This is a genomic window from Nodosilinea sp. E11, from assembly GCF_032813545.1.
Taxonomy (GTDB): domain Bacteria; phylum Cyanobacteriota; class Cyanobacteriia; order Phormidesmidales; family Phormidesmidaceae; genus Nodosilinea.
In genome coordinates this window covers 4,935,314-4,947,841 of sequence record NZ_CP136520.1, presented here as the reverse complement: position 1 = coordinate 4,947,841, position 12,528 = coordinate 4,935,314, and the positions used below count along the sequence as shown (strand labels likewise).

The window sequence follows — 12,528 nt, the reverse complement described above, 5'->3', positions numbered from 1 at the left end:
CCACCCACCCTTTCCCACTCACTCACCGACTTCACCGCCCTACCCAACACGTTCTATCATTGAGAGCGGGCACTCTCATGCGGTATCTATGGTTTCGGACGGCGACACATTGGTGGATTTGCGCAATCGATTGCAGGGCGATTCGCTGAAGAAGCAGCTCTCGGCGGTGCACGAGCTGTTGGCCCTGGGGCAAGAGGGGATTGATCTGTTGACCACAACTCTGGTGGAGCGAAAAGATCAGCCACCGACCGTTCTGGACGGCAAGATTTTTCAGGTGCTCTACGCCACGGAGCAGGAAGATTTGCGGGGCATGCTGACGGAGCACTGGCCCCAGGGGCGGCTGGAGATGCCCTCTGAACAGGCGATTGACTATACTCTGCTGCAAGACTTATTGGTTCGGCAAGAGTTTGAAGAGGCCGATCGGGTAACACTAGCCAAGTTGTGTGAGCTGGCAGGGCCAACGGCGACAAAGCGGAAGTGGGTGTACTTCACCGAAGTGGAGCAGTTTCCCGTTGTCGATTTACAGACCATCGATCGGCTGTGGCTGGTCTACTCTGAGGGCAAGTTTGGCTTTTCGGTGCAGCGGCGAGTCTGGCTCAGCCTGAGCCAAAACTGGGACAAGTTCTGGCCTCGCATCGGCTGGAAAGATGACAACATTTGGACGCGCTACCCCGGTGGCTTTATCTGGGATTTGAGCGCCCCCGATGGCCATCTGCCCCTGTCGAACCAGCTGCGCGGCGTGCGGATGATGTCGTCGCTGCTGACCCACCCAGCGTGGCACGACGAGGTATAGCGGTGGCAAAGCAGCGGGCGAAAGCCGATTTGCCCACTAAGGTGTGCCCGGTGTGCCAACGCCCGTTTACCTGGCGCAAAAAGTGGGCCGGCTGCTGGGATGAGGTGAAATATTGCAGCGATCGCTGCCGCCGCCGTCGCTAGGGCCAACCCATCACCCACGCTACAGTTCTACGGCGATCGACCCCTTAAGCTGAGAAAGCATTCTCAGGGACAACCACCATGACGCAGGCGTTACCCAAAGTCATTATCCACGGCGGAGCCGGTAGTGCCCATGGCCACAAAGAGCGGTTGGTGGCGCTGCGAGAAGACTTGCACAGCATTGTCAAGCAGGTCTACAGCAAAGCCGAAGCCGGGGCCAGCGCCCGCGATTGCGTGGTGATGGGTTGCCGACTGATGGAAGATTCGCCCCATTTCAATGCGGGCTATGGGTCGGTGCTGCAATCGGATGGCCAGGTGCGCATGAGTGCGGGCCTGATGGATGGCAGCGCCCAACGGTTTAGCGGCATTATCAACGTGTCGCGGGTGCGGCACCCGATCGATCTGGCGGCCTACCTGCAACCCGCTCCCGATCGCGTGCTGTCTGATTTTGGCGCAGCTGAGCTAGCCCGAGAGATGGCCCTAGTCCCCTTTGACCCGATCACCGATCTGCGTCTGCAAGAGTGGATACGGGCGCGGGCCAACAACTTTCAAAGCCCGATGGCGGGGGTGGTGGCAGAAACCGTAGATGCCCCCGAGGACGTTGAAAGTCGGCGCGGCACCATTGGGGTCGTGGTGCTAGATATGGATGGTCATTTGGCGGCGGGCACCTCGACCGGGGGCAAGGGGCTAGAGCGCCTGGGCCGGGTGAGCGACTCGGCTACCGTGGCGGGCAACTATGCCAATGCCTTTGCGGCGGTGAGCTGTACGGGCATTGGCGAAGACATTATGGACGAATGTTTGGCGGCCCGCATTGTGGTGCGGGTAAGCGACGGCATGGATATTTTGGCGGCCTTTGAAAAGTCTTTTGGGGAGGCGACTGAGCATGGACGAGATTTTGGTGCGATCGCCCTCAGCTACCAGGGCCAAATTGCCTGGGGCAAAACCAGCGATGTGCTGCTAGCGGCCTACCATACGGGCGATGTGGTGGGTGATACCCTAGAGCTAGACTCAGGCACGTTAACCGGAGTGGTGTAACTGTTATGACTGACCCCAACTCGCCCAAGCGCAACCCCTCAGCCTCCGAGAAAAACGTGCTCAAAATCGACGTGCCAACGCTGATGGTAATTTTGACCGCGCTGATTTTGCTGCCCCTGCTGGTAACCGGGTTTATCTCGCAGTAAGCAGAGGAATCGTTGATGGAGATCCATGTCCGTGATGGCTTTTATCTGACCCTTGTATAGCTATAGCCCCTCAGGTGAGGACAAATCCGTCATTGCCGCGCAGAGCCTGCCCCCGCAAAGGCGTGGGAATAGACGTCCAACAGCTAAAGCATCGGCCTACAGTTTGCTGAAAAGTGATTAATTTCTCCTTAACTAGGCCTACCGAATCCCGTTGTAACGATGGGCGATCGCTACCGATCGACCACCACCTCAACCGGAGCTTTTAGATACTCTAAATCTGGTCCTGAGGGAATGATGCCACCTGGATTGAGCGGAAACAGGTTGCCGTAGTAGTCGCGCTTGACCGCCTCAATATCGCAGGTCGCCGCCACCCCCGGCAGTTGGTACAGCCGTCGCAGGTAGGGGCCGAGGTGGGTATAGTCTTGAATGCGGCGGCGGTTGCACTTAAACAAGCTGTAGTAGACCACATCAAAGCGAAACAGCGTGGTAAACAGCCGCACATCGGCCAGCGTCACCCGATCGCCACAGAGATAAGCGTTCTGGGCCAACGACTGGTCAATCGCATCTAGGGCATCAAATAGCTCGGTGACGGCGCGATCGTAGGCCGCCTGGCTCTGGGCAAAGCCGCAGCGGTAGACACCATTGTTCACGGCCTGGTAGGTGCGATCGTTCCAGGTATCAATCTCAGATCTCAGAGAGTCTGGATAAAGGTCAACCTCTGGCTGACCTGCCCATTCGTTAAAAGCTTCGTTCAAGATCACGATGATCTCAGCGCTCTCATTGTTGACGATGGTAGCCGTCTGCCTGTCCCACAGCACTGGCACCGTGGCTCGCCCCTTATACCCTGGCTGGGTCTGGCGATACAGTTCTGGCAGCGTGCGGCAGCCACGAAAGGGCATTTCAAACACCCAGCAGCCCTCGTCGGGCGAAGGGACTACAGGGAGAACTGAAATGGCTTCTTCCAATCCCTTCAAAGCCCGCGTCACCAAAGTCCGGTGCGCCCACGGACAGCCCATGCCTACAATCAGCTGGTAGCGATTTGCCTCTGGCGGATACGCCCCTTCCGGCTCAACCCGCTGTCGAAACTCACTCTCGGGTCGCTGGTAGTCGCCGCCCTTGCTGCTGGGGGCCATCTGACCCATCATGGTTTGCCACAGCGTCGTCCAAACGTGCTTAGCGGTGCGAATCAGCAAACCCGGCGGCAGACCAGCCATAGAATCCTTGCGTGAGAAGATGTCTCTACTATAAAGAATGTTTGGCGGTGCATCGCTGCGCGGATGCACCCTACGAGCCGCTAAAGCCCACCGAAGTCGCCCACAGGTCAATGGGCAGAACCAAGGTTTAAACCGATGATCAACCCATCCTTTCCGTGAGGTCAAGGACGACGGAACGTCCTTGTCGAAGGGGTCTGGGGGCTGCGAAATGCCCCCAGCAGTAGATCTGGCTTATAACCTCAATTGTGCGCCGCGATCGCTAACCTACACCCCCTAATCACAGTAGGCGTGCTGTGTTGTAGGGCCGTAACCCTGACGGTGGGCAATGCCCACCCTACGTGGACTGATACTACAGGCAAAAAAAAGCCGCCGACCCCACGGGATCGACGGCAATGTTGTGTAGTGAGGTTTTTAACTCAGGGAACGTTTACACCCGCGCCGGAGCCTTTTGCCACTCGGTGTGGAACGTGCCCTCCTTATCGACCCGCACATAGGTGTGGGCTCCAAAGTAGTCACGCTGAGCCTGGGTCAGATTTTGCGGCAGGCGATCGCGCCGGTAGCTGTCAAAGTAATCGAGCGAGGCGCTAAACGCCGGTACCGGAATGCCAAAGGTCGCCGCCATCGCGATCACTTCGCGCCAGGCAGTCTGGCGATCGAGAATCGTCTGCTTAAACTCAGGAGCCAGCAGCAGGTTGGGCAGACTAGGGTTTTCGTCGTAGGCGTGCTTAATCTTGTTCAAGAAGCCAGCACGAATAATGCAGCCCCCCTTCCAAATCCGGGCGGTTTCACCCAGGTTGACGTCATACTCGTAGTGCTTCGAGGCCGCGCCAATCAACGCCATACCCTGGGCATAGGAGCAAATCTTTGAGCAGTACAGCGCGTCGCGAATCTTGTTCACCATCGCTTTGACATCGCCGTCAAAGTTAACCACTGGGCCATCGAGTTCCTTAGACGCCGCTACCCGCTCCTCTTTGATGGATGACATAATCCGCGCATTCACCGCCGCCGTAATGGTGGGAATGCCCACGCCCAGTTCCAGAGCGCTCATCACCGTCCAGCGTCCGGTGCCCTTCTGGCCCGCCGCATCCATGATCAACTCAACCAAAGGCGTGTTGGTGTCACTGTCAATATTGGTGAAAATATCGGCGGTGATTTCAATCAAAAATGAATTCAGCTCGTCGGTGAGATTCCATTCGCTAAATACATCAAACAGCTGGTTGTGGTTGAGGCCGAGCACGCTCTTCATCAGATCGTAGGCCTCGGCGATTAGCTGCATATCGCCGTACTCAATGCCGTTGTGCACCATTTTGACGTAGTGGCCTGCACCGCGCGGGCCAATGTAGGTGACACAGGGGCCGTCATCCACCTGGGCGGCGATTTTTTTGACAATGGGCTCGATCGAGTCGTAGGCGGCACGAGTGCCACCGGGCATTAGGCTGGGGCCGAGCAGCGCGCCCTCTTCGCCGCCGCTTACCCCCATGCCGATAAACCGCAGGCCAGTAGATTCTAGGTCTTTGGTGCGGCGCTCAGTATCTTCGTAGAGGGAGTTGCCGCCGTCCATGATCATGTCGCCGTCATCCAGCAGCGGGCGCAGCTGGTCGATCACCGCATCCACAGGGCCACCCGCCTTTACCATGACCAAAATGCGTCGGGGTCGCTCCAGGGATTGAACAAATTCTTCAAGGCTATAGGCGGCTTTTACGTTTTTGCCCTGGGCGCGAGTAGCCATAAATTTCTCAGTCACGGCGGCGGTGCGGTTGTACACGGCCACCGGAAAGCCTTTGCTCTCAACGTTGAGGGCCAGATTCTCGCCCATAACAGCGAGGCCAATTACACCAAAACTCTGTGCCATATCAATTTCTCGGTAACGGTTCAGTCGAAAGTCAGCTGCGAAATTCTAGGAAAAACTATGGGGTGGGCAAGTCAATGCGACGTGATTAGTAAGACCACTGACATCAAAACTGTCAACAGCCTAAACAACTTTTTCAATCTGGCCATGCTCCCAAAGGTTTTCTTTAGGTGAGCGGTCGAAAACCTAAGATTCTCTGACCTTACTAGAACAGGAATCCACCCCAGGTAAGGAATTTTAGGCAGCGTAGTCGTTGCTGATGATGGGGCGGTGGGCTGGCTCATCTCCGCGACCCTACTGACTTACTCGTCAGGGGAGAGAAACAGGAATAACGATTGCTTGCACCCGCGAGTTGAAGGTCGATGTCGGCTCTAGGCGCTTGCCCCAGCCCCCGCGCCTTAACCAATGCCTTACATTAGAGGCCAGCGATCGCCAGATACCCCGACTGGGCAATCTCAGGTTTGAGCCGTTGCTAATTTCGTAGTATTTCTGCAATTCTGTAGCCTTTGAAGCTGTGGCATTGAGCCAGTACCGTGACAATGGTGCAACGTTGTGACGTTATCTCCCCGTTTGGATAGAAACGCCGCTCTCGTTTTGATCTGTATAAATTGCCTTGTTTGGTTGAAAATCTCCTTGAGTAGCTGAAAGTGGAGCTGACTACCGGTCGGCTCTTTTTTTTGATCTGATCCTTGGCCCCCCTAGGAGCAGCAACGTGGGCTGCGTCAGCCAGGAAATAGTAAGCCAGATACCCTCAGCCAAACTCTTATCTAGCCGTTGCAGGCCTACCTAGGGGCGATCGCACCGCCCGATTAATATCAAATCCGAATTGCATAACCCCGATTCCAGAAGGCCAAACCGTAGGTAGGGGCGCATAGCAGCGCCCTGTGCATCGGGGGTTAACCAAACAGGATTCAGCATGAGTTACCCTACCGACGCCAGCCACGCGCGGGGGTTAATTGGCCTGCCATCTGGCGGCCATTGATTAAGGGATACCACAAGGGCTTCATACGGGCTGCTTCGACTCTTTAAAAGAAGTGGCCCCCTCGAAGTGCAAAAAACTGCGACTGAGGGCATGATAGATTGACATCCATCTAAAGACATAATTTCTATAGACTGCTTTAGGTAGATGCTAAGTTGCTCGATAGAGTTATATCTATGAATGACACTTGGCTTTCGGATTATCTCATTTACTCTGAACGAGCAGGGCAGGGCTTTGCCCGCCGCGCTTGCCGCCCTGTCGAGTCCCACATCAAGAAAATGCTGGGGCTGCCCATTAGCGAAATCTCTATTCAGGCAGAAATCAAATATCTCACGCTGGTGGATGGCGGTGCAACCTGTGAGTGCCCCGCCTGCAAGCTGCGAGCCCCAGGTCAAGCGGGTATTTTCTGGGCCGTTAAGCGCAAAGACGCGGTCTAAGATGTCTTGAATTTGGATTATTTGTGATCGAGGCAGGACGGCATTTAGCGCTCGTCTATAAAGCCCAAAGACTGCAAGGCTTGCTCAACTTTGGCGCGATGGTTGACGGCCCAATCGGCCAGTGACTGGGCCTCATCTTGGGCCGTACGCTGCTGAGCGGCCCGCCAGGTCGCTTCTTGCTGGGCCGATGGAATCACGATAATGCCCTCTTCATCGGCCACGACAATATCCCCAGGGTTGACCTGTACACCGCCACAGACAATAGGCTGGTTTAGGGTGCCTAGCTGCTTTTTCTGACCGGGCACCGGCATTACCCCACGGGCAAACACTGGAAACTGGGCTTCCCTAACTTCGGCCAGATCGCGAATCACGCCATCGACAACCAGGCCAGCGATGCCGCGCTGTTGGGCGATCGCACAGACATTGCCCCCCGCCATGGCATAGTTGACATCGCCGGCTTTCACCACGATCACATCCCCCGGTGCAGCTCGGTAAATGGCGGCATGGAGCATTAGGTTGTCTGCGGCTGGGCAACAGACGGTATAGGCTGGGCCAGCCAACCGGGGCGGGCGGGGCCAAAGGGTTCGCAAGCCGATATCCATACAGTACTGCGGCCCCAGAACATCGGCGTAGGCAGTAGGAGAGCAGGCCGCAAATTTGGAGGGGGTGTTCACCGCAGTAGTGTGTCTCTAGTAGTCCAGCTCTTCTTCGTATTCGGTGACTTTTTTCTTTTGAGGAATGTTGAGCGGTTTGGCTTCGTAGGGATCCCCTTCGTCTTCCTCTGTCCAAACGTCTTCGGTGACATCTTGGAAGTCGGCGTCGTAGGCTTTGTAGCTGCTGGGCTCATCCATGGTGGCGGCCTGGTAGCGCTCGGCGGGTTGCTGCGCTTGGAGAGGTTCTTCAATGCGCTCGGGTTCACCCCAGTCGTCGTCGCTCCAGCGCTCTTCAGCAGCGGCGGGGCGGGCCTTAGAAAACTCGGCGGGCACCTGCACCCCTGAGGGCAACTGGTTGGCCGTCGACACCGGCATGATGTATTCGCTATCGTCGTTGCGATCCCACGGGGCGCTGCCAATGCCCAAACGTTCGAGCAGGCCAACGCTGAGCTGTACCATTTTTTCTTCAGCGCCTTCAAACACAATTAGGCGATCGGGGCCACTGCTGACCACTTCATCGATGGAGAGCTCGTAGGTACTAATCACCTGGTCAGGAATTTGTGGCAAACCAAAAGAGGCGATCACAATGGTTTCGATGCGGCCATTGGTAACGTCAAACTTAAACCCGCGCACTCGACCGAGGGGTTCTCCGGTTTCGGTAATGACTTCGCAGTTGACCAGGGTGCTGTAGGCGGCGACGCTCATTTCGTCGTCGAGGGCGGCTTCGTCATCGACTAAAATGACGTCGCCAATTTGACGAATGTTGGTGAGGGCCATCACCTGTTGAGTGCTTGAAACCAGCCCAGACATAATATTTTCTCGTAGGCCAATGGCCACAACTTCTCGTTGGTCTACGTCAACCCAAACCTGACTGACAACTCCTAGCCGTTGGCCAGAGTTGCGAGTAATTACCTGGGTGCCTAAGAAGTCTGAACGGAGACGATATTTGTCTAAGGTCATGTTTAATCTATCTCGTGGACCGAGACAACAGAGTGCTGGTGCAGCCCAGGCGTTTAGCAAACCGCGTTACCCACGGTAAACCGGTACCTTAACCTGAATAGCTATCTTAACTAGAATCGTCTAATTCTACAGGAGGGAAGACCGAACTGCCAGACAAAGACCGCGAGTCTAGGGGCTCGATGTTTTTGCTGGGCAGGGTGATGCTAAACGTGATGATTAAACAGGGATAAAGCAGAGCTGACAGACGGAGGAACATGGATATCTGCCGGCGATCGCAATGGGTTTGATCCGTAAATGGGCTGAGCGCCACTGATGTATTCGTTAGTGATGCTTTCCTTAGCGGAGTGATCTAGCAGCATGGACGTTCGTATTTATGCTTGCCCGTTTCGGACAGGATGGATTTATTGTGATGTTGGGGTTCAGGGGGAGCGAGTACGTTCGGTACACTCCAGCGCTGCTGAGGCTTACCAGCAGTTTCAGCACCTCGATCAACCGGGAGCAACTATTCAAGTTGATGTGGCCGGAACCAGCCTCAAGGCTTTACGGGAGAAGTATCGCCCCTAAGACAGTCGGTGGGCTGATCTAGCTAGGCTTGCCGCCGGGTGAGGGGCTAAAGCGTGGCGCTCTGGGTCTCTAGGTCAATGCCCAACACCTGGGTATAGGCTCCACGGGCCTGGGTGACGCCAATGGTACGCTGGGCCGATTCGATCATGGGTCGGCGCAGGCTGACGACGATAAATTGAGCTGACTCAGCCTGACGCTTGATCATGCGAGATAGCCGTTCGACATTGGCCCCGTCGAGGAACATATCAACCTCGTCAAAGGCATAGAAGGGGGAGGGCCGGTAGCGTTGCAGAGCAAAGATAAAGCTCAAGGCGGTAAGCGATTTTTCGCCCCCCGACATTGAGGCGAGCCGCCGCACGGGCTTGCCCTTGGGGTGGGCTACCAGGTTGAGGCCCCCGTTGAAAGGGTCTGCGGGGTCTTCGAGCTGAAGGTGACCGTCGCCGTCGGAGAGTTCGGCGAAGATGGTTTTGAAGTTCTCGTTGACCGCGTCGTAGGCTTCGGTGAAGGCCTGCCGCCGCAGGGTGGTGAAGGTTTCGATGCGGAGCAGCAGCTCGGTGCGCTCTTCTTCGAGGGTGGTGAGCTTTTGGGTGAGTTCGCCCAGGCGTTCTTCGGTGCGGTTATATTCTTCGAGGGCCAGCATGTTGACGGGCTCCATGGCCTCCATGCGGCGCTGGAGCGATCGCAGCTCTTTGCGCAGGTCTTCTAGATCGGTTTCGGCAGGAATCTCGGGCAGAGGATCGGGTAGTTCAGCGGCCTGGACCGCCAACAGTTCCTGGGCTTCGGCCAGTTGCTGGCGGCGCTCCTGCTGGGTTTCGATCAGCTTTTGTCGCTCCCACTCCTGCTGCTGGGTTTGGGTGCGCTGGGCGCGCAGGCGCTGCTCTAGGTCGTCACGACCCGCCTTTTCGGTAGCCAGGGTTTGGTCGAGCACCGCCATGGCCTGACGGATCTGGTCAATTTCATGGGCTAAGGTGGTTTGCTGCTGCTGAAGCTGAGTGAGCTGCTGGTCGCGATCGCCCTGTTGCTGGGCTAGCGTAACCAAGGTTTGCTGACCCTGGGTCAGGGCGAGGTCGAGCTGCTGGCGCTGGTTTTGCAGATCTTGCAGGCGACGCTCGGCGGCTTGGAGGGCCTGCTGGCGATCGCTGAGCTGAGCTTCTAGCTGCCCCACGGCGGCCTGGGCGGTCTGCCACTCGCTGTGGGCCTGAGACTGCTCTAGGTCGCTGAGAGCCTGCTGCTGCCGAGCAATCTCGGCTTCCTGCACAGGAAGCAATTGGGCCAATGCTTGAAGGCGGGCTTGGGTGGCGACCAACTCTTGCTGGTGTTGGCTGAGTTGGGCTTCGAGCTGGGCGCGCTGCTGGGCCTGCTGCTGCTGCTGGCTCTGCCGCTGCTCGCTGGCGAGCTGTAGTTCGCGATACTGCTGCCGCTGGGCAATCAGTCGTTGGGTGAGGTCTTGAACAGTGGCGGAGGTGGTTTTGAGGTCGCGATCGCAGCGTTCCAGCATCACCTCAATGTCGCCAAGTCGCTGGCGTAGCGCCTGGGCCTCGGTAGACTCGGCGGGTTCTACGGTGCCAAAGTGCAGGCTGCCCGATCGCGACGACACATTACCCCCGGTCATCGCCCCACTGGTTTCGAGAATCTCACCCTCTAGGGTGACAATCCGGTAGTCGCCCAGATACTGCCGGGCCGAGACCAGACTATCAAACACCACGGTGCTGCCGAAGGTGTAAGCAAAAATGTCGCGGTAGCGAGCATCGCAGTCGATCAAATTGACGGCGTAGTCGAGAAAGCCATCGGGCCGCTTCCAGTCGGGCACGGGGGTAAAGCGGGGGGCACGAATTTTGTTGAGGGGCAGGAAGGTGGCCCGCCCAGCCCGTCGCTGCTTAAGAAACTCAATTCCTTTGGCTGCCACCTGATCGGTTTCAACCACCAGATACCCCAACCTGGCCCCGGCAGCGATCTCTAGAGCCAGCTGAAACTTAGGGTCGACCTTGCCCAGTTGAGCTACCAGCCCGCTGATGCCGCTGATACCGCTCTCCAGCAGTAGCTTGGTGGCGTGGGTGCCCTGGCTCTCTTGTAAAGCCTGGGTCTGAGCTTCGAGCTTGTCGAGTTCGCGCTGTTTGTCGCGTTGCTCTTTTAATAGACGAGTTTGAGTGTCGCGCTGCACCGACAGTTCGGCCTCAGCCGCCGCAATTTTACTGGCGATCGCTTGAATTGCGCTCTCAGCGGCCGCCAACTGCGGGGCCGAGGCCGACTCTTTGGCCTCGGCGGGGGTAGTTTCAAAGGTGGCCCGCTGCTCACCCAGAGATTCGATCTGCTGCTCTAGCTGACGCAAACGCTCTTGCAACCGAATTTGCTCGGCCCGCTGGGGGTCGATGTCGCGGCGCAGGGTTTCGATCGCCTGACGCAGCTGGGTCTGCTGCTGAATGCTGGTTTGCGACTCAGAGGCAATGGCCAGAGTGGCCTGGCGACGTTCTTCGAGGGCCTGCTGCACCTGGTTTTTGGCCTCGGTGAGCGCCACCAGATCGCCGGTCGTCACAGACTCAATCGTCTGGCTCACCTCAGCTAAATCGCGCTGCTGCTGCTGGCGGCCCAGCTCCAGATCACGGCGCTGGGCGGCGGCCTGGTGGGTGGCGGCGCGGTTTTCTTGCTCCTGACGCTGGAGCTGGCGCAGCTCAGCCTCGTGGGTAGCCACCTGAGCTTGCAAAGCCAGGTGTTCGTCTTCGCCCAGGGCGCGAATGTGAGCGTTGAGAGTGGCTAGCTCGGCCTCTAGGGTGGCGATCGCCCCCTGGCCCTGGGTAATAGTTTGGGCCAGCTGGGCCGACTTGGCCTCGCCCTGCTCTAAGGTTTGGTGCAAGGCCGCGATCGCCCGCTGCTGACTCTGCCACAGCAGCACCGCCTCCCACTGGCTCTTGGCCTGAAAGGTTTCCTTGAGGCGTTTGTACTTCTCGGCCTTTTGTCGATCTTGGGCCAGACGTTCTAGCTGAGCTTGCAGCTCACGCTCCACAATACGAAAGCGATCTTCATGATCGCGCACGGCCTCTAGCTTGCCTCGGGCCTGGTTAATTTTTCGGTCAAAGGCCGCTACTCCAGCCAACTCATCAATAATCTCTCGCCGTTCGCGGGAGTTCATCGAGATAATGCTGGTGACATCCCCCTGGAGCACCACGTTGTAGCCCTCAGGGTAGACGTGGAACTTCTGCAACTGCTCGTGGAGCTGGTTGAGGGTGCAGGGCTCACCGTTGATGTAGTAATTAGAGGTGTAAGTGCCCTGGCTAGTCACCCGCAGCCGCCGAGTTACACTCCACTCGCGACCCACCGGCAGCAGCACAACCGATGCAGACCCTGTCGCCGAAGTAGCCGGAGAAGTACTGCCATTGGCGCTATGGCCATTGGCGCTAGCAGCCTGACCATTGAGAGGTTGGCCCACAGCCCGGTTGTGCCCCCCATTCGCCTGAGCCCCGTCATCATCGCCGTCAATCAAAAGATCGGCGGGTACATCGCTGAGGTCAAAGGTAACAGTGACGCTAGCTTCTGAAGTGGTGCGACGGCTCATCTGGCTTTGGTTGACCAGATCGGGCAAGCGATCGGCCCGCATGCCTTTAGAGCTGGCCAGCCCCAGGCCAAACAGCAGCGCATCTAAAATATTTGACTTGCCCGAGCCGTTAGGGCCAGACACAACCGTAAACCCAGGCAACAATGGAACCTGGGTCGTGCCACCGAATGATTTGAAGTGGGACAACTCGACGCGCTTAATGTGCACT

The 12,528-nt window shown here is 57.4% G+C and carries 11 protein-coding genes; 6 read left to right on the top strand and 5 right to left on the bottom strand.

The window, feature by feature from the left end; all coding sequences use genetic code 11:
* Positions 1-88 precede the first annotated feature (88 nt).
* From RRF56_RS24160 to RRF56_RS24145, 4 genes are all read left to right on the top strand, one after another.
* Positions 89-793 carry a GUN4 N-terminal ARM-like repeat domain-containing protein gene (locus RRF56_RS24160; RefSeq protein ID WP_317035706.1) on the top strand — a complete coding sequence of 235 codons (705 nt, stop codon included), beginning with the start codon at positions 89-91 and terminating at the stop codon, positions 791-793.
* Positions 794-795: 2 nt separating this feature from the next.
* Entirely contained in the window at positions 796-936 is a 141-nt protein-coding gene (locus RRF56_RS24155) for a DUF2256 domain-containing protein (protein ID WP_317035705.1), read from the top strand.
* A gap of 78 nt (positions 937-1,014) precedes the next feature.
* The gene (locus RRF56_RS24150) at positions 1,015-1,968 is read left to right on the top strand and encodes an isoaspartyl peptidase/L-asparaginase (protein WP_317035704.1); all 954 of its coding nucleotides are present in this window, start codon (positions 1,015-1,017) and stop codon (positions 1,966-1,968) included.
* Positions 1,969-1,973: 5 nt separating this feature from the next.
* A complete protein-coding gene (locus RRF56_RS24145) occupies positions 1,974-2,114 on the top strand; it encodes a hypothetical protein (protein WP_317035703.1) in 141 nt (46 codons plus the stop codon).
* A gap of 230 nt (positions 2,115-2,344) precedes the next feature.
* On the opposite strand, the gene RRF56_RS24140 is transcribed toward RRF56_RS24145, so the two are convergent.
* Positions 2,345-3,328, bottom strand: coding sequence for a glutathione S-transferase family protein (locus tag RRF56_RS24140; RefSeq protein ID WP_317035702.1), 984 nt, complete (start codon positions 3,326-3,328; stop codon positions 2,345-2,347).
* A 427-nt stretch (positions 3,329-3,755) separates the two neighbouring features.
* The gene (gene gndA / locus RRF56_RS24135) at positions 3,756-5,180 is read right to left on the bottom strand and encodes an NADP-dependent phosphogluconate dehydrogenase (RefSeq protein WP_317035701.1); all 1,425 of its coding nucleotides are present in this window, start codon (positions 5,178-5,180) and stop codon (positions 3,756-3,758) included.
* A gap of 1,152 nt (positions 5,181-6,332) precedes the next feature.
* On the opposite strand from gndA, the gene RRF56_RS24130 reads away from it, so the two are divergent.
* The gene (locus RRF56_RS24130; RefSeq protein WP_317035700.1) at positions 6,333-6,593 is read left to right on the top strand and encodes a hypothetical protein; all 261 of its coding nucleotides are present in this window, start codon (positions 6,333-6,335) and stop codon (positions 6,591-6,593) included.
* 44 nt (positions 6,594-6,637) lie between these two features.
* Here RRF56_RS24130 and RRF56_RS24125 read toward each other — a convergent pair whose 3' ends face one another.
* The gene (locus tag RRF56_RS24125) at positions 6,638-7,267 is read right to left on the bottom strand and encodes an RraA family protein (protein ID WP_317035699.1); all 630 of its coding nucleotides are present in this window, start codon (positions 7,265-7,267) and stop codon (positions 6,638-6,640) included.
* Positions 7,268-7,282: 15 nt separating this feature from the next.
* The gene (locus RRF56_RS24120; RefSeq protein WP_317035698.1) at positions 7,283-8,206 is read right to left on the bottom strand and encodes a PRC-barrel domain-containing protein; all 924 of its coding nucleotides are present in this window, start codon (positions 8,204-8,206) and stop codon (positions 7,283-7,285) included.
* A 357-nt stretch (positions 8,207-8,563) separates the two neighbouring features.
* Between RRF56_RS24120 and RRF56_RS24115 the strand changes: the two genes are divergently transcribed.
* The gene (locus tag RRF56_RS24115) at positions 8,564-8,770 is read left to right on the top strand and encodes a hypothetical protein (protein WP_317035697.1); all 207 of its coding nucleotides are present in this window, start codon (positions 8,564-8,566) and stop codon (positions 8,768-8,770) included.
* 46 nt (positions 8,771-8,816) lie between these two features.
* Here RRF56_RS24115 and smc read toward each other — a convergent pair whose 3' ends face one another.
* Positions 8,817-12,527: a chromosome segregation protein SMC gene (gene smc / locus RRF56_RS24110; RefSeq protein ID WP_317035696.1), complete on the bottom strand. Its 3,711-nt coding sequence runs from the start codon at positions 12,525-12,527 to the stop codon at positions 8,817-8,819.
* Position 12,528: the final 1 nt, after the last annotated feature.

Coding starts and splice junctions, on each gene's coding strand:
- RRF56_RS24160 (WP_317035706.1), top strand. CDS start 89: ATGGTTTCGGACGGCGACACATTGGTGGATTTGCGCAATCGATTGCAG.
- RRF56_RS24150 (WP_317035704.1), top strand. CDS start 1,015: ATGACGCAGGCGTTACCCAAAGTCATTATCCACGGCGGAGCCGGTAGT.
- RRF56_RS24145 (WP_317035703.1), top strand. CDS start 1,974: ATGACTGACCCCAACTCGCCCAAGCGCAACCCCTCAGCCTCCGAGAAA.
- RRF56_RS24140 (WP_317035702.1), bottom strand. CDS start 3,328: ATGGCTGGTCTGCCGCCGGGTTTGCTGATTCGCACCGCTAAGCACGTT.
- gndA (WP_317035701.1), bottom strand. CDS start 5,180: ATGGCACAGAGTTTTGGTGTAATTGGCCTCGCTGTTATGGGCGAGAAT.
- RRF56_RS24130 (WP_317035700.1), top strand. CDS start 6,333: ATGAATGACACTTGGCTTTCGGATTATCTCATTTACTCTGAACGAGCA.
- RRF56_RS24120 (WP_317035698.1), bottom strand. CDS start 8,206: ATGACCTTAGACAAATATCGTCTCCGTTCAGACTTCTTAGGCACCCAG.
- RRF56_RS24115 (WP_317035697.1), top strand. CDS start 8,564: ATGGACGTTCGTATTTATGCTTGCCCGTTTCGGACAGGATGGATTTAT.